We start from the raw sequence: 26,373 nt of genomic DNA, 5'->3' as shown, positions 1-26,373 counted from the left end.
ACAAACGAACCGTTCCTGCTTGACCCGGAAGCAATTATAAATTATCCTATATACAGCTAATCAACCAGCAAATCAAACTATAAAATGTAAAATTGGATTTAGAACTATGAGGGAAGCGTAAAAATGGCAAAAACCAATGAAAAAATCAAAAATATAAATGACCCAAATGATATTAATCCAGAAACAAGCCTAACCAATAATGATAATTATCATGTAAGAGCAGGGCGTAAAGGTGGGCAATCCACTAAACGTCGCTTTCAGGATAGCGAGTTTTATCGAGAAATCGGTTCAAAGGGCGGTTCTGTAACCATGTCTCGCCACTCCGAAGAATACCGGGAACGGCGCAAGAAAGGTGGCGAAACTACCCGCGAACGCTACGGCGATGAATATTATCATGAGATAGCCGCCAAAGCGGCACGTTCCAAGCAAGAAAACACCTTACTTCGCAATGAAGCTATTAAAGTTCTGCTAGCTGAAGGTTTCAAAATACCTACCATTATCAAACTTACTACCCGCGACCTTGAGAGCGATATTCGCTTGAAGAAGCACCTTGAAAGCGGCCCTCTAGCTGATTACCTCAAAGAGAAACCGGCTACCGATAACGATTATCTCTTTGTTTCACAATCGGGTAAACAACTTTCTCTTGCCAATACCTATACCGTGATGTCGCGCCATAAAGCCTGACAGACTTGTCGAGGGATTTTTGTGAATATTCCGCGCTTTCTTGACCATTTCCTGCCTGCCGCTCTACTGGCTTTGCTGCCGGTTGATATTCTCGTTGGTATTATCAAAGGGCTATACCCGACCCAAGCCTCGCTTTCTATTTGGCTTGGTAGCGCACTGGGTGTAATGCTGCTGCGTGGTCTAGCCAACCCGCGACATGCCAAAGTGATAGAATCGGGCGACCCGGAACTGGTGGCAGATGCGGTAGTAAACCGCCAGCTAAATTTTGGATTGGGGGCAACGTTACTGGGGTTGTCGCTGGTGATGGTTTTTTTCGGGCTGGTGATGGTTGCAATCTTGCCGGTGCGCCCGCTGCCATTTTCCAATCTAACTCTTGCTAAAGGAGTGGAACTTGGTTTTATACTGTTGTTTAACCTGATGATAGGCGGGTTAGAAGCCTTTGCGGTGCGTATTTACCTGATGGGACGCGCAAAATTGTAGTATAATGCGGTGATTTCCGAGGCTTTTTGACGGCAAAAACGTATTAAATCTAGCGGGATTTGGGTTGGACGAACAGCGTAGGGTAAGTGCAGGTTTAGGATGCGCCACACTCGTGGCGGTTTTTTTTCTGGCGATGATCGCTTACGGTCTTGCCTACCAGACCAAACCTGATTATTTTATTCAGGTAGGTTCTCGCCTCGATAGACCTTTTCTGGTAGAATCCTCTTTTTTTACCCGCGAACCCCCCGAAAGCGCCCGTAAACCCGGCGACCTTGATTACCGTTATACCAAATCTCGCAGCTTGATAGATTTGCCCGGTATCGGTTCGCAACCTCTCACCATCACCATGCGAATCTTCAGCTCGGAAAATCCCGACCCTCAATTTCAAATTTTCGTGGGCGATAAGCAAATATCTCCGGAATTAACCCAACCCCCGCCCCCCCGCGAGTGGAAAGAAATCGTTTTTCCTGTTCCGGCAGATTACTTCAAGGATGGCAATTTACACATCCGCCTTGAAAGTAGCACTTGGGATCCAAAGGGCGATCCTCGCAAATTGGGGTTGCTGCTGGATTGGGTTAAGATACAGCCAAGCCAACCCGCTTTTCTTAATCCCGGTGTGCGTCCGCCCGATGATACTTTTATTCCCTTGATTATCCTAACCGTGCTAGGTGTACTAACCTTGCTGGCTACGGGTTTGCCAACCCTATTTGCGTTGTTGGGAGGGGCAGGAATGGTCGGCGGTTTGGGATTTTGGATTATAACCGATCGCCTAAGCTTGACCACTTTCATACCGTTGGATGTTTTGCGGTTTGCTCTATTTGCTTTGGTAATGGTGTGGGTGCTGGCGCGTTTTGCCCCTTTGCTATATCGCGGGTTGGGAGTGGTAGTTTCTAGCCGAGAATCGGGCTGGCTTGCTTTATTTTTCTTGCTCTCATTTGTCTTGTTGTTTGGCGGACAACTTCATCCGCAGTTTACTTCTAGCGACATCGGCTTAAATGTCAACAACTTGCAAGCGCGTGTTATGCGTGGTTCGCTGATTTTCTCACCAGAGCTACCGAACGGGCAACCTGCACCCTACCCTCCCGCCTATTACATCGGATTACTGCCTTTCACCGCGCTGCTTGATTCGCGGCGCGAGTCTTTTGAGATGCTTTTCAAGTTTGCGGGAAGCCTTTTGCAAGCCAGCGGGGTGTATATGGTCTATTACCTAGCTAGCCTGATACGAAGCGTTCCTAACCAATTGGGCAATAAAGAAAACCCTATCAGTGAGAAATCCGAGCAAGAGTTTGAAGTAGGTACAAACTGGGTAGGGATAGTAGCGGCAGGATTTTACGCTATCAATAAATATCCGTATCTGATTTTTTCGCAAGGAAACCACACTAATCTTTTCGGAGAGTGGATGTTTTTAGTGCTGCTCTGTGTAATCTGTGGTGCGCTTTATTACTTCCGAATCCCCAATTTCCCTATAAGCCGCCGAAAGCCCCATAGCCTTGAAGATACTTCCGAATTACCAGCGTTAAACCGTGTATTGAAGCGTTGGGGGGATCGGTTGCGTTTGCGGCTGACGCGCTTTTCACCCTATTTGGTACGGGCAGGGGTTTATATTGTGCCGGTGCTGGCGCTTACCATCACCTATCTGAGCCACTATGGCACATTCCTGTTTACCAATGTCTTTATGGTATGTCTGATAGGGTTGCTGACGTTATTTGGAGGGCAACTTGGTAGGCGCAACGCGCTATACCTAGCAGGGGTCTTTGTGGTGAGCTTTCTGCTGGCGCTACTATTGTATTATTACAATTACTTTAACCTGATCGGCAATTTCTTTGGAGGGATGCTCGGCAGTACACCTGTGCCAACTGCCAAGCCGCGCCAACCCTTTGAAATTTTCTCTGCCTTGCAAAGAACTTATAGTGATATGCGGCTTTTCTTCGGGTTGCCTGTGCTGCTAGCAGCTTTTGGTGGAATGGCTCTTTGGACGATAAGTTACTTTGTACGGCGGGCGCAACAGGAAAAATGGGAGCGCGGACTCAACCCGGCAGAAGTGATATTGCTGGCGCTTGCTTTAACCTCTGTCGCGTTTGCCGCAATGGAACGGGTGCAAAATTTAGAAACTCGCTATCAGCTTTATCTTTTGCCGTTGGTGGCGCTGGCGGCGGGCGCTTTCCTCGGCAGAATTTGGCGCAGTGGCAAGGCAGGGGTAGTGCTGGTAGGGGCGTTGTTCCTCTTTCAACTGGTGGATACGCTGTCTTTCTGGTTGGAACGTATCACCTACTATTTCTATTAAGCGCAAAGGCAAGCTTTTAATCTTCGTGTAAATTTTGGAATTTAGTTCCACTGGAATGTGGGATGAATGCCCTACGCTTTAGCATCGCCTAATCTTAAGTTGTAAGACTTAACGGTTGCGATGTGGGAAAAGCTGTGGCTGTGGACGTGGACCAAAATCTGAGTTAGGTTCTGTCCAGAGTGAACGGATGATTGAAAGATTCAGTTCTCCTAGACTGGATAATACAAGGCTTGCGCCCATTGCCCGCCAGCGTGGGGTATGGTAGCCGGGAATGCAAATAGATTTCATTCCGGCGTTGGCTGCCGCTTCCACGCCATCTCTACGACAGGTTAACGATAGTACAGAAGAAGGGTGCAGCGCAAAAGTTTCACCACAAGCTATATGAAAAGTTGGATCAGGATAACCTTGTTGAACCATATCACCGGCTACAATCACATCGAACGCTTCATCAAGCCCCAAGTTTTCTAATACATAGTATAAATAGTCGCGTGGTCCGGTGCAGATTATCGCCAACTTAAACTCATAATCCTTGAACATTTGAAGGGATTCTATCAAGCCCGGTTTTGGTTCAAGCTTTTCTTCTACCAGTTGCATGAATATTTCACGCCAACTTTCATGAAGCTCGATGGGGCTTACCGGCAGATTATAACGATGGCGTATATAATCGGCAATATCAAAAGTACGTTTGCCCAATAAATCCAATAATAAATTTTCGCTTAGCTCAACATTGAATTTTTGCACACATTCGCTCCATGCACGAATGTGGGTCAATTCGGTATCAACCATCAAGCCATCAAGCTCATAAATAATACCTTCAAACATCCTTTACCTTCTGGCTCATCATTTGTACGGTAATTGATAAGACCTTCTAAATGATAAGGCTTAAACCCTATTCGTGCAACTTAGTTTATACACAAGATTCAAAAATTTCTGATCAATAATTAAAATAAGATGATAAAGGGGTTGACACTTTGCCGCAGCCTGATAAGATAAAGTGTATGCTAGACATATCGAGTGATAGCACACTATACCTCTTCAACAATTAGCTAAAGTTCAAAAATTAAAATCAAGCCGAGAGTTATTATATGTCTAATATTTTCCGTCAGAACGCGCTTAATAAGCTCTCTACACCTGAAGACCTAGATAAAACAATCAGGGTTACAGAAAGGCGCGGTTGGATAGCCCTTGCCGGGTTGGCATTAGTTTTGGTAATCGCACTTGTCTGGGCAATTTTTGGCAGTATTCCTACCGTATTGCGAGGTACTGGACTTCTTTACAGCCCAGATGCGATAAAAGAAGTCACCACACCCGATGCCGGATTTGTAACTGATATCAGCGTGCGTTCCGGGGATACGGTAAAAGATGGGCAGGTTATTGCCAAAATCAAGAACCAATCGGGCGCAGACGTTGAGCTACGCAGTCCGGGCGATGGAACTGTGCTGGATGTGCTGGTGGAAAAAGGCTCTCCCCTTCAGGCGTTAGCTTCGGTAGTGAATATTGAATTGAGCGGCAAACCTTTACAAGGGGTAGTTTTCGTATCGCTAGGCGATGGCAAACGGATAAAACCCGGCATGAAGGTGCAGCTTTCCCCTTCCTCGGTTCGCGCAGAAGAATCTGGTTTCCTTTTGGGTACAGTAAGCTTAGTCTCACAATTTCCGGTTTCGGCGCAAAGCCTATTGGTTCAGCTTAAAAGCCGCGAACTGGTTGAGGCGCTGGCTTCCGGCGCACCATTAATCAGGGTTGACGTAGCGCTCGAAAAAGATTCTACTTTTAGCGAATTTAAATGGACAACCGGAAGTGGTCCGCATCTTAAACTTACCGGCGGAACGCTTGCAAGCGCGAATCTGGTGCTTGGCGAGCAACGTCCGATTACCCTGATATTGCCTGTATTCCAGCAGGAGGGTAACTGATGCGGGTCAAAACCCCCACTGTGCTGCAAATGGAAGCCGTGGAATGCGGTGCAGCCGCGCTTGCCATTATCTTGGCATATTTAGGACGATGGGTTCCTCTGGAAGAATTAAGAGTTGCTTGTGGCGTTTCGCGCGATGGCAGCAAGGCAAGCAACGTGGTTAAAGCGGCACGTACCTATGGGCTAACCGCAAAGGGCTTTCGAAAAGAGCCACAAAGCCTGCCTGAAATGCAGATGCCAGTTATAGTCCACTGGAAATTTAACCATTTTCTAGTGGTGGAAGGTTTTAGCAACGGCAAAGTATTTCTGAATGACCCTGCCAGTGGTCCCTATGCGGTTACGTCAGAAGAGTTTGACGAGTCGTTTACCGGGGTAGTGCTGACATTTGAGCCAACCGCCGAATTTCACAAAGGTGGAAAGAAATTCGATGTAGTGGCAGCTTTGCGTAGTCGCCTTATTGGTTCTGGTTCTGCCTTGCTTTTTGTGATTTTGGCAGGGTTAAGCTTAGTTATTCCGGGTTTGATAGTACCATCTTTTACCCGCATCTTTGTGGATTACTACCTCGTTCGAGAATTAAATTCCTGGCTAGTACCTCTTTTGCTGGGAATGGTGGCTACATTATTGCTCACTGCCGCTTTAACATGGGTACGCGAGTATTATCTTTTGAGGCTGGAAACCAAACTTGCTGCCAGCATGTCGGGTAAATTTCTCTGGCATGTTTTACGTTTGCCGATGGAGTATTACTTGCAACGCTATGCCGGTGAAATCGGTGGGCGTGTTTCGATAAATGATCAGGTGGCATATCTGTTATCTGGCAGATTGGCATCCACCTTCCTTGATATTATCGCAATTTTTTTCTACGCTATTCTGATGTTTATCTACGATCCACTCCTGACTCTGGTGGGTATATTTTTCGCCTTTTTGAATATAGTAGCCTTGCGCTATGTAGCGCGAAAGAGAGTTGACCTTAACCAGAGAGTATTACAGGAATCCGGGAAAATGACCGGCGTAGCGATGTCGGGTTTGTACACTATCGAAACCCTTAAAGCGATCGGACGCGAGTCGGATTTCTTCTCCCGATGGGCAGGCTATCAGGCAAAACTGGCAAGAGCGCGTCAGGAAATGGCGGTTTACACCCAATATCTATCCATAGTGCCACCCTTGCTGACTGCCTTGAATACTACTGCCATTCTAACCTTGGGTAGTATGAAAGTAATAGAAGGTCAATTGAGTATCGGCATGCTGATAGCCTTCCAAAGCTTGATGTACGCTTTTCTTGCGCCGGTAAACAAATTAGTGGACTTGGGTAGCACTTTGCAAGATGTACAGGGCGGACTAAAGCGGTTGGATGACGTGCTTGGCAATAAAGCGGATACCGCATTGGATGCAAAGGAAGATTGGAGTGACCAATCCAAGCGACAACCTAGGCTGACCGGATATCTGGAATTAAAGAATTTGAAATTCGGTTACAGTCGTCTGGAGTCGCCTCTAATAGAAAACTTTAACCTGACGCTTCAACCCGGCAGCCGGGTAGCGTTGGTGGGGGGCAGTGGGAGCGGTAAATCTACCGTTGCAAAACTGGTTTCGGGTCTTTACCAATCGTGGGAAGGCGAGATATTGTTTGACGGCAAGCCCCGTACCGACATACCCCGCAGCGTAATTACAAACTCATTGGCAGTTGTAGATCAGGACATATTCCTGTTTGAAGGCTCGGTACGCGACAATCTAACAATGTGGGATCCTACTATACCTGATCAACAAGTGATTCAGGCTTCCAAAGATGCGGGAATACACAATGAAATTGCTGCTCGCCCCGGAGGGTATGCCTCAAATGTAGCCGAAGAAGGCGTAAATTTTAGCGGTGGTCAACGCCAACGCCTTGAAATAGCCCGCGCTTTAGCGGGAAATCCGGCAGTATTGATACTGGATGAAGCTACTAGCGCGCTAGACCCGGTAACAGAAAGCTTGATAGATCAAAACCTGCGTCGTCGCGGCTGTACCTGCCTGATTATCGCTCACCGACTCAGCACAATTCGAGATTGTGATGAGATTATCGTATTGGAGAGAGGTAAAATCGTACAACGTGGCACTCACGAACAGATGAAGAATGTTAAAGGTCCTTATTCACGCCTGATTGCGACGGAATAGAGTTATGTCAATACCTGCACAAGCACAACCTACCACCAATATGCCTCGCCTTTTAGTGCTGAACGGAAACCAGCGCGGAGTATTCATCCCACTTGACTTTGAAAGTTTAAAGCTCAAACCGTTGGTTTTGGGACGTTCCACCACAAATGCCGATGTAGTGCTGCAAAGCCCTCAAAATCTTGTTTCTTCGCGCCACGCTATAATTAGCTATAGGGCTGAGGATGGCTTGCTGATAATCTCAGACCCCGGCTCAACCAATGGCACTTTCGTAAACGGCGACAGGGTAGCGGGTAATATTCCGCTTTTCCCCGGAGATTGGATAAGTTGCGCCGATGTGGAACTGGTTTTCCTTTTACCCGGTCCGGTCGGTGCGCCACCCCCCAAACCTGCCCGTTATCAGGTTGAAGATAATAGCCCCGGTATGGCACGCTTGGAAGTGGTCGCCAGTAATATACCAAACCTACCACCCGGCTCTTTCTGCCGTCTTACGCCAACCCGCTCTTTCGTAATTGGGCGAAATCAAAGTAACGACATGCGATTAATCGAGCAGGGCGATGCACAGCGCATGGTCAGTCGCAAGCAAGCTGAAATACGCTGGTCAGAGCAAGGTTACTTAATCTATGACCCCGGCGCAACCAACCCTTCGCTGGTAAATGGCAATCCTTTAGTCGGCTCAATGCTGCTAAAAGAGGGCGATACTATTGTTATCGCTTCAACCACTTTGCGCTTTCGTGCCCCGCGCAAGCCTTTTGGCGGAAAAGAAAAGCCTTCAGCCGCTAAAACAGATAGTCGGATGGTGGTTTTAAGGCATGCTTCGCGCCTTCCGCTCTATCTGGGACCTGAACGATTAGGGTTGCCGCAACTTCAAGAGATTATCATCGGGCGTGACAAAGATGGTTTGTTGCGTTTGATGGATGTCTCGATCTCACGCCGTCACGCCCGACTTTTTTATCAGAACGGGCAATTAATGGTTGACGACTTGGGTTCTGCCAACGGTACATTTGTAAACCGAGAACTGGTGCTACAACCTACCCAGCTCAAGCTCGGCGACCATTTGCAAATCGGCGAATTTGAATTTGTAGTGGAAGACTCTTCCCAACCCGGTTCTCAACCTGTGCCGCTCGGCGCGCCGGTTACGATGCAATTGGCGTTGGAGCAAGGCGCAGTTCGGGTTGCTCCCGCTCCCAGAGTTACCGGATTTATTTCAGTTGTGCCTAAGCCGCTCCCCCCTCCGGCTGATTATAAGGGTACCTTTGAAGAAATTTGTGAAAAGCTCGGTACTATTGTTAATAAGGGCGGCAACGAGCCATTTCTATTAGATGACCCAGACAGCTTCTGGCTTGTCAAAAAGGGTAAAGTAGAAGTGTTTGCGGTGCAGTTAAGCGAAGGCAAGCCAGTAAATGCGCGCCACCATATTTGCTCTGTAGTTCCCGGTCAGGCTTTAATCGGGTTGGACTCTGCCAGATATGGTGGTGGGCTTGGGTTGTTGGGAGTAGCGGTACCAGACACCCATTTGCTTAAAGTACCTGCCTACCATTTGCGCTATATGGTTAAAGAGCCGCAACTGACCGGAAATTTGTCGCAAATGCTGGAGGACTGGATAGATCACCTTTCGCGCAGTATTAGCGGAGAAAGTAGCACCTCACCTATTGAAGCAGCCTTGGAAGTCGGCGCTGAATTGGAATTGATTGCCCAACAACGAGTTGGTTTGAAAAAGAGCGGATTATGGGTAAAGTTGCTGGAAGGAAGCGCGCTATATTTCGGGGAAGAAGAGCTTGGCTCTGATACAGGCGAAACGGTTTTCCCGGTTTTCGGCAATAGCTGGCTTTTAGTGCCCTCCAAATGTCGTTTGAAACCAATCCCCTCTCAAGAAATATTGACAGACCCGCGTCTTTGGGAGGGGCTGGATCAGTTCCATGAAATCTTCTTTCGGATAAAAGTCACCAATATTCGCTTGATGACTTTTGAAGAAATTAACCGCTTGAGAAGAAAAGCCGAATATGATACAGCGGTTGCTCAAACGGCTTTAGGTAATCTTTCTTCTATATTTGAAGACCGCAAAGCAGGCGAAGAACCGGCTTATCGGGCTACCCGCAATCTGTTGCTAAATGCTTGCCGCATGATCGGGGAAGCGCGGGGAATTTTAATCCAAACTGCCCGTGAACAATTCGATGCTTCCGGTCGAAGCAATCCCCTTGACGATATTGCCAGGGCTTCGCGTATTCGCATACGGGAAGTAACCCTTGAACCGGATTGGTGGAAGCAGGATATCGGAGCTTTATTAGGCTATTGGAATGAGGGGGTGGCAGGAAAAGAAGCGGGTAGCCCCTTGGCGTTATTGCCCCTTTCCAGCAAACGCTATGAGGTAGTTGACCCTGCCGATAATAGTAGAACGGTGATCACTCGCGAAATAGCCGCCCAGATTTCCAATACTGCTTATGTTTTTTATCGCCCCTTCCCGCTGAGAATATTTAAAGCATGGGAATTGATACGCTTCGGTACACGCGGTTCAAGCGGTGATTTGGTCAACCTGCTTTTGTTGAGTATCGGAGTTGGGTTGCTGGCGCTTTTTATACCGGCAATAACCGGATTCCTGTTTGATACCGTAACACCTACAGGGAATCGCTCCCTATTATTCCAAGTAGTGGTTGGGCTGATAGTGGTAACTCTAGCCTCGGTAGCTTTTCAGTTTACCCGTGGGATTGCAATATTAAGGTTTGAGACAAGGCTTGAATTATCCACCCAAGCCGCGCTCTGGGATAAATTGCTCGAATTACCCACCTCTTTCTTCCGCAAATATACTGTCGGTGATTTGGCGGTAAGGGCGATGGGTCTGGATGTAATTCTGCAATTGGTGGGCGGAAATGTAATAACTGCCGTGTTAGGCAGCGTGTTTTCAATTTTCAGCTTTTTCCAGCTATTTGCCTACGATGCCGGCTTAGCTTTTGTAGCGCTTGGCTTGATTGCTCTAACCCTGCTGGCGGTTATTATTTTTAGCTTGTGGGAATTGCGTTTTCAGCGCACCCTTACCGAATTGCAGGGCAAGGTTTCTGGTCTGGTGTTGCAACTTATCACCGGAATTGCAAAGTTGCGGGTAGCAGGCGCAGAAACTCGCGCTTTTGGAGTATGGGCGCGTGAATTTACCAAGCAACGCCGGATTGCTTATAAAGCGCGGACTGTCAGCAATTACCAGCAAGTATTTAACTCGATACTGCCTATAATAACCAGCGCGGTTATCTTTGCAGCAGTAGATAGTTTTAAGAAACAGGGTACGCTTACCACCGGCTCATTCCTTGCATTTGTGGCGGCATTCGGTCAATTCCAAGCGGCTATGATTACAATGGTAGCAGCCTTCACTTCAGTTTTACAAGCAATACCCTTGTATGAACGAATTCGCGTAATACTGGATGCCGAGCCGGAGGTGCAATCCGGCAAAATTAATCCCGGTGAGCTTAACGGCGACATCGAGTTGAATCATGTCTCTTTCCGCTATAGTCCTGAGACTCCCTATATCCTGAATGATGTATCTTTGCATATTCGCGCCGGGCAATTTATTGCGATTGTGGGACCTTCCGGTTCTGGTAAATCTACTATCTTCCGCTTGTTGCTAGGCTTTGAAAAACCTGAATCTGGCTCGATTCTGTTTGATAATCAGGATTTATCCGAACTTGACCTATCGGCTGTGCGCAGACGTACCGGGGTAGTAATGCAAAACGGTAAATTAATGCCGGGCGATATTCTGAGTAATATCATCGGTTCAAGCCCGTTTACCGTTGAAGAAGCATGGGAAGCCGCCAGAATGGCAGGGCTTGAGGACGATATTAAGCAAATGCCGATGGGCATGTTCACTTTAATCTCTGAAGGAGGTTCGACCCTATCAGGTGGTCAACGCCAACGACTAATGATAGCCCGCTCAATTATCGGTAAGCCCCGTATCCTGCTGTTTGATGAGGCGACCAGCGCGTTGGATAACCAGACTCAAGCGATTGTTAGCCGCAGCCTTGAAAATTTGCAGGCAACCCGGATTGTGATTGCCCACCGCCTTAGCACTATAATCAATGCCGATTGTATTTATGTGTTACAAGGCGGGAATATTGCTGAATTTGGAACTTTTCAAGAGCTAATGAGCCGAGATGGTCTTTTCAAAGATTTGGCTTCACGACAACTAGCCTGAAAAATCATTGAAGCGTGATTTAATTCTCGGATGCGGCGGATTGCAAGCAACAAGCATAAGCTAAGTTAAAGATTATGGTAATCGCGCAAGTTGCCAATCGTGGGGATAGCCAAGAGATTAGATGATTTTCTAGCCTCGCACGAGCGGCAACTCTACGGCGAAAATCGTTCCTTTACCAAGCTGGCTTTCTACCCTGATACTTCCGCTATGACATTCTACACACTCTTTGACAATGCTTAAACCTAACCCCGTCCCTTTCACATTTTTGGCATTTGTCGCTCGATAAAACGGCTCAAACAGATTTGCCAAGCCCTCTTCGGGGATACCAATACCCTGATCTTCTACTACAAGATTAATTTTGTTGTACTTTTCAGACAGCGTTACTATGACTTCAGACCTGACGGTAGAATACTTGATCGCATTTGAAATCAAATTAGTGAGTATCTGGCGTATGAGCTTTGAATCCGCTTCTACCGAACCTTGTAAACCGCTGTGAAAGGTCAAGATGTGGCTATCCTGATCAATCAATCGAAATTCATCAATAAGGTCTTTGACAAAAGCCTTTAGATCCAGTTGTCGGGGAGCGTATTCCAGATGATTCCTTTCCATCTCTGCTACCATAAGCATGTCCTCAAGCATTTGGAGCAGCAAATACACTGATCCATTAATGAGATCAAATTGTTGTGCCTTTTGCTCTGTGGATAAGCGAGTTTCATAGTTTCGAAGTATATCTGAGGATGAGAGAATACAAGTCAGGGGATTGCGAAAATCATGAGAAAACATGGCTACCAGCCGTGAGTTTAGCAAACGTTTCTCGCGTTCTTCGCTCAAAGCGGTATTGAGTATTTCAATCTGACTCTGCATCTGCTTTTCTTGCGCTGCTCTCTTTTCCAACCTCGTTCGAATGGTATTTAGCACTTCGGCATGGGTGAACGGTTTAGTCAGATAATCATCCGCGCCTAGAGTCATACCCTTACGTACAGCATCGTGATCGGCAGCGGCAGTCAGGAAAACAAAAGGAATATGATTGAGAGTCGAATTGGAACGCACTTCAATCAGAACATCATGCCCGTCCAGTTCTGGCATAGCAATATCGCATATAATGAGGTCGGGGACTTCTCTTTGAATGGCTTCTAGTCCAAGTCGTCCATTTGCTGCGCCACTTACTTCGTACCCCTCAAATTGAAGCCAGTCCATTACCTCCTCACGAATTTGCTCTTCATCTTCAATTACCAATATTTTAACCATGGATAGCATCCTTCACCGGAAAGATTACAATAAATGTAGTGCCTTTTCCTACCTGACTTTCGAAGGTAATAGTACCACTGTGCAGTTCAACTGCCTGTTTGGCAATACTTAATCCCAGACCGGTGCCGGAGATAGTGCCGACATTCGTAGCGCGATGAAACGGCTCAAACAGGCGTTTTAAATCATCGGAAGGGATACCAATACCGTCGTCCTGTACCTTCATTACTATTTGCCCATTATTGTAAGTCAGGCTAACCCCGATAGATTTTTCTTTAGGCGAATATTTCAGCGCGTTAGAAACAAGATTACCGATAACCTGACGCATTAAACGTTCATCATAATCAACCATTAGAGGCGAATTAGAAGACTCATAAGCAATGCGCCCTTGATTATAGTGCTCCTGACTTTCATATTCTTCGATAATTTCCTGGCACAGCCTATCCAGATCAGACCGCGTGGGTTTGAATTCAATACGCCCTGCCTGAAAACGTGCCAGATGTAGGACATCTTCCATAATATCTTTCATATGCATTACTTGTTGACGAATTTTGTCCAATCTAGCATCGATTTGTGTCCCATCCATTTTTTCTCGATAAGTAGAGAGGGTTTCAGTGGTAGCCAGAATTGCTGCCAGTGGAGTGCGGAATTCATGTGATGCCATCGAAACAAAGCGCGATTTGAGTTCAACCAGTTCTTTCTCTTGTGCCAGCGACTGTTTCAAAGACTGTTCCGCCAGTTTTCTTTGGGTAATATCGATTACGAAAGTCATCACCAAGGGGGCAGGTTGAGTATCAATGTAGCTCAATTTGAAATCAACCGGAAAAATGCTACCGTCTTTGCGGCGTGCATAATGCTCCTGTATATCAGTAGAGCGATTCGTTGGTATTGTCATAAAAGCGGAGCGTCGCCTCTGATCACTATTTCTGGAATTTTCTGGCACAAGCACTTCAACACTCTGCCCTACCAATTCAGCACGCTTATAACCGAAGAGTTTTTCAACCTCTTTGTTGACAAGCACAATCTTTCCATTTGTATTAACTACAATGGTTGAGATTGGCGCCGATTCAATAAACATCCTGAATTTCTCTTCGCTCTCCCGCAAGGCAAATTCGGCGTGTTTGCGTGCCATCAGGGAGCCTACCGTAAGCGCATAAAGCACCAAAATATCAAGTTGGGCTTGTGTAATTGGTTTATGATAAACCCCATTATCCACTGTCAACCAGCCCAGCGCTTCGCCATTCCACAAAGCGGCTGCTGCATTCTGACCTATTCCAATTGGTTTGAGATTATCAAACAGTTCGGCTTTTTCATCGAAGGCAAAGCGTTCGTTGCGATCTAGCGTTCTTGTAAGAATACCTGTCAGGCTATTGACATCCAATTGAAGGTGCTGCTCAGTTACGAGGTTGCCGTATATGTCGGTTCCATAAGTGCCGCTGGCAACTGCCGTTTTGGAATTATACAATAACAACCCTATACGTTCAAAACCAAAATGTTCCAGCCCTTGTTCCACGACACAGCGGTAGAACTCATCCAGTGTGTCGGTGCGATTGAGACGAATGGTAATATCGTGAAGCGTTTTAAGATATACTTGCATCTGAAGTTCTGCTTGCCGCTTGCTTTCTAGCTCCGCTTCAGCCTCTTTACGCTCGGTGATGTCAGCAAAAGTTGTAACAACGGCATAAGGTTGTTCTTGGCTGGTATCAATAAGTGGTTGGGAATTAACTAAAAGCCAACTCACGGTGTTATCGGGTTTATGAATACCCATTTGCACGTTTGATTGTGGTTTCCCAGTATGAAGGGCAATCATAGCAGGGTGGGTCTCGCCGGGAAAAGGCGAGCCGTCTTCGTGAACACATCGCCATGTAGGGTCAGTAGAAGTTCGCCCTAGTATTTTGTCAGTTGTCAAACCTAGCAGACGTTCGGCAGCGCTATTACAAAGTTGAATAGCCCCATCTCCCCTCTGCAACACGATACCTTCAGACATAGCGGCGATAGTTGTACGATAACGCTGTTCGCTTTCTAGCAAGGCAACTTCGTTGGCTTTTATGTGGGTGATATCCCGCGTGATTCCCACAAGTCCAACTAGCTCACCTTTTAGATTTCGAAACGGTACTTTTGTGGTCAATGCCCAGATTTCAGTTCCATCCTGTCCAATAGAACGTTCTTCAAGGTTTAGGATGCGAGTTTCAGTTCTAAAAAGCTGTTCTTCGTCCTCTTGAAACTTCGCCGCCATATCTGCCGGGAACAACTCAAAATCAGTCTTACCCACTACTTCATCTAGATTAATAGATTTGAGAGATTTGATATGTGAAAGATTGCTCAAAATAAGGCGATGTTTAGTATCTTTGAAGTAGATATAATCGGGTACGGCATCAATCACTGTTCTGAGTAGATTACGTTCCTCCGCGATTGCCTGCTGCGCCTTTTTGAGTTCGGTAATATCAAATATAGTAGTACGGCTTAGAACAAACTCACCTTTTTCATTTTTTATGGCTGTTGCATTTACAATTACTGGAAAAGTAGTGCCATTTTTGCGTTTGAACTCAATTTCGATATCCTTGAGCCAGCCTTGTTCTTTTAAGATAGGGAAATTCTTCCTGAAGGTTGCTTGACTAGAGGGCGTGAGAAAGTCCAAAACCCTCTGCTTATTGATAACTTCTTCTCGACTATAACCCAACCAGCGCAATTCGGTATCATTGATTTGTACAAAAAAGCCATCGCTATCAAGGGAATGATAGCCCGTTGGGGCATTATTGTACAGGTCATAAATTTCCGCCGCATATTTTTGAAGCGCCACTTCCGCTTGTTTTCGCTCGGTGATGTCGCGAATAATGCAAACCAAATTACTTACTGCCTTATCTGAGCGGTTTACCGGGGCAATGCTGATTTCAGCCTCGAAACTTGCACCATCAGCCCGTTTTGCCTGTGTCTCTAGATGACGTGTTCGGTGTGTTGCTGCCACTTCCTGAACAATCGCTTCGAGCTTGGAGGCATCTTCTGGGTTCACAAATGCGGTCAGTTTCATATCTAGATAACTAGTAGCGGCAACATCGAAGAGCGTATCAAAGGCATAGTTAGCCTGCTGAATACCGTGTTCAATATCTAGCAGAAGAATGCCATCGCCACTGTGGTTGAAAATCGCTTCAAGCCGATCTTTGACTTTTTCTAACTCTGCTGTACGTTCGACCACGCGCTGTTCGAGCAAATCTCGCGCTTCCTGCAAAGCTGCTTTTGCCCGCTGTTTTTCGGTAATGTCTATTATTGTAGAATAAAGAAACTGTTTACCCTCGATTTCGAGTGGTCCCGAGTACACTTCTACATCGCGAAGAATACCATTTGCGCCACGATGCACCGATATAAATGATAATATCTGGGAAACTGCTGCATGCCACATAGTGTCTTTGATTATTTCGGATGGTGCAAGACTTAGATCGAAGATATGGAGGTTTTTGAGAGTGGCTAAATCATAGCCATAGAATTTCTCTGCTGCCGGATTGGCATCCATAATTCTTCCGGTTTGAGGGTCAACAATCAGCTTTGGCAAACCGTTAAGCTCGAACATCTGGCGGTAGCGTTTTTCGCTAGTACGTAGGGTTTCTTCGGCTTTTTTTTGCTCGGTAATGTCGATGGAATTGATAAGTCCTGCCGTAATATTACCGAAAGCATCCCGTACAGGCTGAATATTGGTACGGTGCCAGTGTTCTTCACCGGCTACTATTCCCCGGGCTTCATTTACCTTTCCCTTGCCGGTCTTTATAACTTCTTGAATGGATGCCAACTGATAGTTTGCCACAGCGGGAAGGAAAAGTTCTTGCATATACTTGCCGACTATTGTTTCCGCTGTGAAATGCAATTGGCGTGCTGCGATTTCATTCGCATAAAGTAGCTTGCCCTTTTCATCAAACATGGCGATTGTAGCTTCAGAACTTTCGATCAAACTACGATATTTTTCTTCATTCGCCTTCAACGCAATTTCAGCCAATTTTTTGTCGGTAATTTCGCTGGCGTAAATCAGCGCGGCATAAGGCTTTCCCGTGCTATCCCGTATCGGTTGCATACTGGTACGAAACCAAGCTGGTTTCCCGGCAAGGGTCACTTCAGGTTCAAGGACTATGCCTTTTTCGAGGGTTATAACACGATTTATATCAGCAATTATATCGTTAGCTTGTGAGGGCGGGAATAATTCATGCACGGTTTTGCCTATCAGTTGCTCAGGCGCTACGCCAAAAGGAACGGCAGCGATTCTATTCAAATACAAATAGTGCCCGGTGGCATCAACCATCGAAATTGCAGCATCTGAGCTTTCAATCAGGCTGCGATACTTTTCTTCGCTGCCTCGTAAGGCTTCCTCTGCTTTTTTGCGAGCGGTTATATCGCGAATAATCGTCAGAACTTCATCTGTATTATCCAGCGGTACAAAACGCGCTTCAAAGAAATGTATATCTGCTTGAAAGAGCATCTCATATTCGAAAGTTATCGGTTGTCTTGTGGTGTCAACCTGCTTAATTGCCTCCAGCGCACGATTCGCAACCCATGAGGGTAAAATGTCCTGAATATGTTTGCCGATAAAAGCTTCCGGTGGAACTAGCAAATCGGTTTTGTGACCATGAAAATCTACAAATATTCCGGCAGGCGTTATACGAAATAATAAATCAGGGGTTGCGGAAAGTAACGCTTTCTGTTGTGCTTCACTGTAGCGTAGCTTTTCTTCAATCTTTTTTCGTTCGGTAATATCCCTCACTAACGATAATAAGCAGCGTTTTCCACTCAGCTCGATAACTTCTGCTGATAAAAGCCCAATTAGATTTTCACCGGATTTGGAGCGATATTGCGCTTCCATATTGTGTATAAACCCATGTTTCAGCAACTCTTGCCCCACCTGATTGCGATCCTCTGGGGTTACCCAGATGTTAAGCTCAAGCGCCGAATACCCAATAACCTCCTCGCGGCTGTATCCCATAGTTCGCAAAAAACTTTCATTTGCATCCACATAAAGTCCATCCTCGATGGAAGTTATGACGATGGAATCCGGACTGGCGGAGAAAATTTTTGAAAATTTCTCCTCTGAGATACGCAGTGCTTGTTCAGACTGTTTGCGCTGCGTAATATCCATAAATGAAGCCATCATACAGACGGGCTTTCCGCTCGTATCGGTGACAAGGCTCGCCACTAACTCAATATCGGCGTTAGTACCGTCATTCAAACGCGCAACCAACTCGCCGAAGAAATAGCCTCGCTCACCAAGCGCCTCTACAATTTTCTGCGCTTCAATGGGAGACTCCCAAAAACTTAACACCACTTGCCCAATCACTTCCTGTTCGGTGGTAAATTTCCATAGTTTCAGAAAGGCAGGGTTTACGTAGGTTAGGCGACCTTCAAGATCGGATATTGCATATGGGGTTATTGACGAGTCTAGGGCGCTCTCTTTTATTCTAAGCGTTTCCTCGATTATTTTGTGTGCGGTGATATCGCGCCCAACACTTTGACATTCGATAAAGCGACCACTTTTATCGAATATAGCCCGGTTTGTCCATTCAATCCAGCGAGGATTTTGACCGGGCATACTATCTTGATAAGCGAGTTTTGCAACGGGACTATCAAATGTTAAGGTTTTGACATGGGCAATTGCCCGCTCTCGATATTCTGCTGGAATCTTATCCAGAATATTACTACCCAATAGAGCTTCGCTAGGCTGCGCATACCATTCGCTGTAGGCACGATTAACAAAGGTCAGCCGAAAATTGGCATCATAACGACAGATAAGCTCTGTCTGGGATTCGACAATGCTCTCGTAGTACGATTCTTTTATTAATTGCCTGTTTTCGAGCGCCTGCCTGACAAATCCTATCAGACGAGTGTAATCTGATTTTTCAACGAACCCGAATGCGCCTAAACGCATCATATCTACCGCGTCATGCACCGTTGCCCTATCTGAAACAAGGATAATTGGGGTGGTGGGGTGGGAGCGCTTGATCAATTTAATTACGGTGCTGGCGCTTAGCGAGGTTAGCACAAAATCGCACAAGATTACAGCCCACTTGCGCTCAGTCAGGGCTATTTCAAGCTCTCCGGCAGTTTTGCTATGGCGATACTCGAAGTCAATTTTTGCAGAATCCCGCAGTAGTGCAACTAGGGTTTCAGCAGCGGATAGGGAATCAGCGATAATAAGAATGTTATTTTTCTCAGATTCTACAATCTTTGATTGGTGCATGGTCTTCACCTTCAAGATATAAAGACAAAAAAGGCTTCTGAATAAAATCACACCTGTGAGAAAAAGCCAGCATAGTAAACCAATTTACTTGTAACAAAATTATCCGTGAGCAATCTGGCAAAAATCTATCTTTGAGTTCAAATTATATCAGAGAAGCCTACCTCACCTCGAAATTTGAATATAATACCAAGACAAGTTATATAAAAAGATAAACCTTTATATAAAAATTATACTCTTAAAAAGAAACCAAATCACTAGTAATAACCTAATAAATGTATAAAAACCCTCTCTATTTTAGCGAATTTGCTTTAGGTAACAATTAGATACTTTTAACAAACGCTTTAGTCTTGCTAGACTCGAACTGAGGGCTATGGAAAGCCCAACCACTTTGGTTAGGAATGGACAGAATTTGAAACGATTGCCCCAATCGCGCCGATGTGACTTATCCCATTATTTAGGAAATATATTTATAGTTGACTAAAATGAGTTTCAGCAAGCTTGGGAATTATTTTACTGAAAGGTGGCTGTTCAGTAAAACCCAAAATGAAGCTAATTTCCAAAATTAACTATATAAAATCCCGCCACGAAGGACGGGAATGGTTGTTAACTTATCATTTTATAACTATCGCTCAATTGCGTAGCGCTTTACCCCCGTGCATAAGGATATATTGCATACGTTCCTGCGTTTTTGGCAATTTGCAGAGTTCTACGAAAGCTTCCCGCTCTAAATCGAGCAGATACTGTTCGCTTACTTCTCGTACCGGGCTTGCCTCTGTCCCTCCGGTAAGCACAAACAACAACTTGCGGGCTATAACACCATCGTGCTTACTGATAGCTTTGGTCATTTCCAAACCCTCAATCAGTTGCTCACCCGCCAAATAGCCGCCCTCGCCGGGTAGCTTGAAACTAAACGGTTGGGGGGGCTTGTAACCGCCCTCCTGATTTGCCAGTTCCAGTACATCTGCTTTAGCGTCTGAAATCAAGCGAGCCTTGTTCAGAGTAATTCGGTCGGTTTTGCGTAGGAAACCAATGGAACGCGCCTCTTCTGCACTGGTACTGACTTTGGCATAAGAGATTGCCTCAAAGGTTTTTTGAACCGGCGGGAAGGGACCAGTCATTCCGCGCATGCGCTCGATATTGCGAATGAGCAATTCCTTATTACCGCCCGCACCGGGAATCAAACCCGGACCAACCTCAACTTGACCGATGTAGGTTTCGGCATAAGCCCGTATTCGTGTGCCTGCCATCGTGATTTCGCAACCGCCGCCTAGCGTTCTGCCAAAAGGCGCAACTACTATCGGTTTTTGCGAATACTTGATAGCCATGCACCAATCCTGCGTAGCTTTAACCATTTGCTCAATCTGCCCAAATTCGCCGCTATTAGCCGCCATTACCGCTAGAAAAAGGTTAGCCCCGGCGCAGAAATCGCTGCCCTCGTTGCCGATGACCATACCTTTCCACTTGTCATCGGTATTGAGCTTATTAAGCGACCACATACCCAGTTGAACCATTTCAGGGTCAATGGTATTCATCTTGCTGGTGAATTCAAGGCACAAAACACCATCACCGAGGTCAATAAGGCTGGCGCTATCATTTGAGCGCAGAATATTTGCTTTATCCTTCTTCAGACTCGCAAGGCTTATCAGGTCAGTACGTTCCGGTATAGCCACGTAACGTCCTTCGTTGAAATCCCACATGCGCTTGCGTCCGTTTTGCTCAATATAGAAATAATCTTGCCCGCGATTGATAAATTCGACCAACCACTGAGGGATTTCGCGCCCTTCTGCTCTCATTTTTTGCACGCTCTTGAGCGGCCCGATTGCATCCCACGACTCGAAAATCCCCAAATCCCAGTTATAGCCCCACTTCATCGCCTGATCAATCGCTTGGATGTCATCGGCAATCTGCGGCGCGATTTTAGCAGTATAAAGCAGCGTGTCTGCCAGTACCGTCCATCCGAACTTACCGGCGCGATCATCCAAATAGGCAAGCGTCTCAAGACGTTTGCGGGCATCACTGCGCCGTGCTGCCTCTTCTAGTTTGGTATCAGCGAGGGGAGTTTCTACCTGTGCTTCATATTCGAAAGTCTGAGGGTTCAACGACAGAATCGTAGATTTGCCCTTTGCATCCTTCACCTTCTTGTAAAAGCCCTGCCCGGTTTTATCGCCCAACCAACGTTTGTCTGCCATCTGCTGAACCCAATCCGGTGTCAGAAATAAATCGCGCTCCGGGTCGTCAGGGGCATTGTCATAAACGTTACGGGCTACATGCAAACTGGTATCGAGTCCTACCAGATCGCTGGTACGAAAAGCCGCGCTTTTAGGTCGTCCGCTGGCGCGTCCCAATATTGCATCCACTTCTTCTACCCGCAGGCTATTTTCCGACATGCGCTTTAAGGTGGACATCATGCCGTAGATACCAATGCGATTGCCGATAAAGTTGGGAGTATCCTTGCAGATAATTACGCCCTTACCGAGCGTATCTTCGCCAAATCGGCGCATAAACTCAATCAGCGAAGGGTCGGAATTGGGATGCGGCACTATTTCGAGCAACTTCATGTAGCGCACCGGATTGAAAAAGTGTGTCACCATGAAGCGCTTCTGAAATTCTTCGGGCAAGCCCTCTGCCATCGCTTGGATAGAAATACCACTGGTATTGGAACTGATAATGGCAGCAGGGTGAGCGATCTCTGCCACTCTTTTAAAGACTTGCTTTTTTATATCAAGTCGTTCAACCACAACTTCGATTATCCAATCGCACTCGGCAAGTTTTGACCAATCATCCTCAAAATTGCCGATAGTGACCAACTCTGCCCCTTTGGATACAAAAAAGGCAGCGGGGTTTGCTTTTAGTGCGGTTTGCAAACCCTGAGTGGCAAACCTATTTCTAACGGCGGGGGAGTTGAGGCTTAACCCACGCTTCTCTTCTTCGGGGGTTAATTTATCCGGCACAATATCCAGCATCAGGGATGGGATACCGGCGTTTGCAAGGTGCGCGGCAATTCCGCTGCCCATCACGCCTGACCCTAGCACTGCCACTTTCTTTATTTCAGGCATTTTAATCTCCTTGATATAGTTGTTAGTTCAGTCTTTCCACCAGCGTAGCGTAGCCTTGCCCGCCACCAACGCACATCGTTTCGATTCCGATATGCTTGTCAAACTGGTGCAAATCATTTACTAGGGTAGCCATGATGCGCGCCCCGCTGCAACCCAAAGGATGCCCAAGCGCAATCGCCCCACCTTTGGGGTTGAGTTGCAAATCTATATCAATCTTCAACTGGCGGCAAACTTCGTATGCCTGAACCGCAAATGCCTCGTTTAGTTCTACTATATCAATATCTTCTATTTTTAACCCTACACGGCTGAGCAGTTTTGTAACAGCCGAGACCGGGCCGATTCCCATAATTTCCGGCTCTAGTCCCGATACGGCAAAACTTACTATTCTTGCTAACGGTTGCAAGCCAAGCTCTCGCGCCTTACGCATACTCATTAAGACCGTAGCAGCCGCGCCATCGTTCAAAGGGCTGCTATTCCCGGCTGTAACCGAACCGCCCTCGATAAAGACGGGCTTTAATTCAGCCAGCTTTTGTAAGGTGGTATCTGCCCGCGGTCCATCATCTTTTGTAACTACCGAACCATTAGGAATAGTAACAGGTATAATTTCGGCATCAAAATAGCCTTCTTTTTGCGCCCGCGCTGCTTTCATATGGCTGGCTAGCGCAAATTCATCCTGTATCTGACGGGACACTTCAAAACGACGCGCCACGTTTTCGGCAGTCATACCCATGGGGATATAGACATTGGGGAAGGGTGGCGTTTTACCGATCAGTTTGCGGTTAAAGCTGGGGTTCATACCACCCATCGGTACACGGCTGGTACATTCTACGCCACCTGCCACATACACATCGCCGATGCCAAGCATAATTTGTTGAGCGGCAAAGGTAATTGCTTGCAAGCCGCTGGCACAAAAGCGATTCACCGTTACACCCGGTACTACATCCGGCAAACCGGCTAGAATCGCGGCGCAACGGGCTACATTCAAACCCTGTTCGCCTTCAGGCATAGCGCATCCCAAAATCACATCTTCAATATCGGCTTTGTTCAATCCGAGTACACGTTCAACCGCGCCATTTATTGCAATTGCTGCAAGGTCATCGGCGCGCATATCTTTTAATGATCCTTTACTGGCACGACCAACTGGAGTTCTCACTGAACTAACGATAACCGCTTCATTATCACCCAATTCACTGAGGGGTGTTCCGATTTTAGCCACATTGCTCATTTTTCAATTGCTCCTTATTTTCGCAATTCGGGTAGTTACCGGCAAAGAGGAATTATTATGCTAAGAAAATTTGTAGCCTAAAAGAATGGGGAATCAACTTGATCGGGCAAATATAAGTTTATTTTATCAGGCTTTGAAAAAACTGGCGAATCCCTTGCCTTTTATCTTGGAGTTCCTTTCTTGACACCTCTCGAGGTAAATGCTAATACAGGCACATTATTGTTCGGTTCCTTACTATAATCAGAGGGGCACTTTGTTTGCTACAGCTAAGATTACTGATTAGAAGTGAGCTTGCCCCGGTTTAGTGGAGTGTGGGAATAGTCAGACAGGCAATAGTTCAAATTCTGTAGGTGTCATAAAACCCAACGCCGAATGTAGCCGCTGCCGATTGTAAAATACTTCCATATATTCGAAAATAACTGTTCTAACCTCTGTCATAGTCTTAAAATTATAACGATCTGTACATTCCACTTTCAATGTCCCAAAGAAGCTTTCTATGAGAGCATTGTCCCAACAATCACCCTTTCGGCTCATACTGGTTTCGATCCCGTACTGCTCCAGCAATCCTCGGTAACCCCTACTGGTGTATTGGCTACCTCGATCGGTATGATGTAAAAGACCCTTTCCCAGTTTACGTCGCTCCAATGCCATAACCAAAGCTCTTTCCACCAACGCTTCATCCCGGTTGGCGCCCATCGACCAACCCACCACTTTTCTCGAATATATATCTACCAGGGCTGCCTCATAATGTTCACAATACCCCCTTCTCGCACATTCTAGGGTTAAGTTCAATTCCTTTTATGTTTATGACGTAATATTGACCGACCTAACTCGGCTATTTCTTCTGAACTTAATTTGATCCACCGGGTTCCACCTTTTCGTAATTGAACATTGTCCAATCGCCCCGCTACACACCAATCATTTACTGTACTTGGATCTACCTGTAATATTTTCGCAACTGCTTCTACTGTATAACGTCCATCACTGCGTTGGCTTATTCCTAGTTTCCCCGGTCGTTCAGGTGAGCCTAAGAAAATTCCAAAATCTCGACGTATTCCCCTGACCCGTGCGACGCTGAGAGGCTGACCATGGGAGTTCTTCCAACCTTGTTCGTTCAATATTTGCAGAATTTGCCCATCGGTATGATCAACTGCTAGTTGGCGGACTTTGTCCAATAGATTGATGTCAGTCCGGTATTTATTGCAAGATAATACTGGGGCCTTAACTTTAAGGACCGTATGAGCCTCGGTTTGCCAGCAAATATCCAGATCTACTGTGCCTTCCTCTTCTCTTTTTAGTAGGGTAACTGACTTAATTAGAAACCGCAAGAGCTGTTTGCGTTCCGCTTGCGTAGTGGTGGCTGCATACCAAACAGCTGGAACATTTTGGGCTAAAGCCAATATCTTTTCACGCTCTTCTCCACTTAAGGATGTAACTTCCGCTTGAAGTTTCGCTTTAGCAAGGTATTCCTGCTGTAATTTTTCCAGCCTAGCTAACTTTTCATTCCAGTCTTTTTCCAGACTACGGGCTACTAAGCGGTTTTCTGGTTCTACTGCCATAAACCTGCGTTGCGCTAAATTTGCCTCATATTCTGCTCGTTCCAGACTTAATTTCCACTGCTGCTCGAATTGTTGGGCTTGTGTTTCAAGTTGGGCAATAGCAGCTAGCGAAATCTCTAATTGAGCCAGTTGCAGAGCAGCTAAAAAGCACCTTGCTACTGCTTCATCTATACCATCTCCACGAATAGTTTGGCACATATTCCCACCAAATCTGATCCGCTCTTCATTACAAACATAGAGTGGACCCTGTATATTACCCAGATAATTTACCCGCATCCTTCTTCCACACTTACCACAGCGTAATAAGCCTTGTAGTAAGGCTGCCCCTTTTCGGATGGCTCCGGCACGCTCCTCAAAGCGGTAAGTACGATTCTGATCTAATTGCTGCTCATTTTTAAGAAATTGCAGCCAGGTAATGTAACCAGGGTGATGTTCTAAAAAGACAATTGGCCATTCCGATGGTTTAAGTCTAACCAGACGAGTTTTAGTAGGGCTATCTAACTTTTGAGTTTCAACAGTTTTAATTTGACGCAACCGGCCATAAACATAAGCTCCCGCATAAAATGGGTTGTGTAAAATACTTCTAACTCTGCCATGCTTCAAAGGTTCCCAACGCGGAGTGGCCTGAGATTGCGATAGAAATTGCTGGTGCTGGCTCTCTCTTGACCCCAGCCGGGGGCGGGTGGGAAATTTTAAGCCTTGTTGATTGAAATGCCTGACTACCGCCAGGGCCGAACCGTATTGGTCAAACAAATTGAAAACAAGCCTGACTGCGCCAGCTATTTGCTCATCCGGATCTAGCACAATTCGGCCAAGCGGATCATAAACAAGACCAACTGGCAAAGGCTGTTGAAGTTCACCTTTCTGGGCTTTAGCCAGTTTACCACCGTCCATTCTCTGACGGATCCAATGTAATTCTGCTTCGCTCATAGTACCCTTAAAACCTAGAAGCAGACGGTCATTGTACTGACCAGGATCATAAACACCTTCTTCGTCAATAACCAGCGTATCGGTCAAAGCACAAATCTCGAGTAAACGATACCAATCACTACAAGAGCGAGCTAAACGAGAGGCTTCCAGACACAATACTGCTCCAGCCAAACCTAATCCCACCTGGGCAACCAACCATTGAAAACCATCCCGATTAAGTGCCGAGGTACCGGAGCGCCCCAGGTCATCATCAATAATTATGATACACTCAGGCTGCCAGCCTAACTTAAGGGCACGTTGCTTAAGATCATATTGGCGAGAAGTACTACCGGTATTTTGACGGACTTGGGCCAGGGTAGACTGGCGGACATAGATCAAAGCCTGCCGATTGAAGTGCTGAGGTGTAATCTTTGAACTAGTAAGCTGGCTAAGTAGCATTACAAACCTCCTCAGTTTCAATCTTGC

The 26,373-nt window shown here is 46.3% G+C and carries 13 protein-coding genes; 6 read left to right on the top strand and 7 right to left on the bottom strand.

The features are described 5' to 3' along the window. Nucleotides 1-123: 123 nt before the first annotated feature. The 3 genes from OZ401_RS13805 to OZ401_RS13795 all read left to right on the top strand — a co-directional run bounded on the left by OZ401_RS13805 (nucleotide 124) and on the right by OZ401_RS13795 (nucleotide 3,448). Nucleotides 124-684 (top strand): hypothetical protein, encoded by a 561-nt coding sequence (locus OZ401_RS13805; RefSeq protein ID WP_341471051.1) that lies wholly within the window; start codon nucleotides 124-126, stop codon nucleotides 682-684. Nucleotides 685-705: 21 nt separating this feature from the next. Further along, nucleotides 706-1,164: a hypothetical protein gene (locus OZ401_RS13800; RefSeq protein ID WP_341471050.1), complete on the top strand. Its 459-nt coding sequence runs from the start codon at nucleotides 706-708 to the stop codon at nucleotides 1,162-1,164. A 64-nt stretch (nucleotides 1,165-1,228) separates the two neighbouring features. Beyond that, nucleotides 1,229-3,448, top strand: a complete 2,220-nt coding sequence (locus tag OZ401_RS13795) for a hypothetical protein (protein ID WP_341471049.1) — start codon at nucleotides 1,229-1,231, stop codon at nucleotides 3,446-3,448. Nucleotides 3,449-3,556: 108 nt separating this feature from the next. Here OZ401_RS13795 and OZ401_RS13790 read toward each other — a convergent pair whose 3' ends face one another. Further along, nucleotides 3,557-4,270 (bottom strand): HAD family hydrolase, encoded by a 714-nt coding sequence (locus tag OZ401_RS13790; RefSeq protein WP_341471048.1) that lies wholly within the window; start codon nucleotides 4,268-4,270, stop codon nucleotides 3,557-3,559. 263 nt (nucleotides 4,271-4,533) lie between these two features. Here OZ401_RS13790 and OZ401_RS13785 point away from each other — a divergent pair, with 263 nt between their 5' ends. Genes OZ401_RS13785 through OZ401_RS13775 form a run of 3 tightly spaced genes read left to right on the top strand, consistent with a single transcriptional unit; the run spans nucleotide 4,534 to nucleotide 11,679 of the window. Further along, a complete protein-coding gene (locus tag OZ401_RS13785) occupies nucleotides 4,534-5,358 on the top strand; it encodes a biotin/lipoyl-containing protein (protein ID WP_341471047.1) in 825 nt (274 codons plus the stop codon). After that, the gene (locus OZ401_RS13780) at nucleotides 5,358-7,505 is read left to right on the top strand and encodes an NHLP family bacteriocin export ABC transporter peptidase/permease/ATPase subunit (RefSeq protein WP_341471046.1); all 2,148 of its coding nucleotides are present in this window, start codon (nucleotides 5,358-5,360) and stop codon (nucleotides 7,503-7,505) included. The genes OZ401_RS13785 and OZ401_RS13780 overlap by 1 nt, the downstream gene beginning before the upstream one ends. A 4-nt stretch (nucleotides 7,506-7,509) precedes the next feature. Beyond that, a complete protein-coding gene (locus tag OZ401_RS13775; RefSeq protein WP_341471045.1) occupies nucleotides 7,510-11,679 on the top strand; it encodes an NHLP bacteriocin export ABC transporter permease/ATPase subunit in 4,170 nt (1,389 codons plus the stop codon). A 129-nt stretch (nucleotides 11,680-11,808) separates the two neighbouring features. On the opposite strand, the gene OZ401_RS13770 is transcribed toward OZ401_RS13775, so the two are convergent. The 6 genes from OZ401_RS13770 to OZ401_RS13745 form a co-directional block, all read right to left on the bottom strand. Continuing rightward, nucleotides 11,809-12,927 carry a hybrid sensor histidine kinase/response regulator gene (locus OZ401_RS13770; protein WP_341471044.1) on the bottom strand — a complete coding sequence of 373 codons (1,119 nt, stop codon included), beginning with the start codon at nucleotides 12,925-12,927 and terminating at the stop codon, nucleotides 11,809-11,811. After that, entirely contained in the window at nucleotides 12,920-19,138 is a 6,219-nt protein-coding gene (locus OZ401_RS13765; RefSeq protein ID WP_341471043.1) for a PAS domain S-box protein, read from the bottom strand. Before OZ401_RS13765 ends, OZ401_RS13770 begins: the two co-directional genes overlap by 8 nt. 629 nt (nucleotides 19,139-19,767) lie before the next feature. Further along, a complete protein-coding gene (locus OZ401_RS13760) occupies nucleotides 19,768-22,194 on the bottom strand; it encodes a 3-hydroxyacyl-CoA dehydrogenase/enoyl-CoA hydratase family protein (RefSeq protein WP_341471042.1) in 2,427 nt (808 codons plus the stop codon). Between the two features lie 22 nt (nucleotides 22,195-22,216). Continuing rightward, nucleotides 22,217-23,419 (bottom strand): thiolase family protein, encoded by a 1,203-nt coding sequence (locus tag OZ401_RS13755; RefSeq protein ID WP_341471041.1) that lies wholly within the window; start codon nucleotides 23,417-23,419, stop codon nucleotides 22,217-22,219. A gap of 321 nt (nucleotides 23,420-23,740) precedes the next feature. Next, entirely contained in the window at nucleotides 23,741-24,211 is a 471-nt protein-coding gene (locus OZ401_RS13750; protein WP_341471040.1) for an IS3 family transposase, read from the bottom strand. Next, nucleotides 24,208-26,346: a recombinase family protein gene (locus OZ401_RS13745; RefSeq protein WP_341471039.1), complete on the bottom strand. Its 2,139-nt coding sequence runs from the start codon at nucleotides 26,344-26,346 to the stop codon at nucleotides 24,208-24,210. The genes OZ401_RS13750 and OZ401_RS13745 overlap by 4 nt, the downstream gene beginning before the upstream one ends. Between the last annotated feature and the right edge of the window lie 27 nt (nucleotides 26,347-26,373).

It is taken from the genome of Candidatus Chlorohelix allophototropha (assembly GCF_030389965.1).
Lineage (GTDB): Bacteria > Chloroflexota > Chloroflexia > Chloroheliales > Chloroheliaceae > Chlorohelix > Chlorohelix allophototropha.
This window is presented reverse-complemented; position numbering and strand designations above follow the sequence as displayed.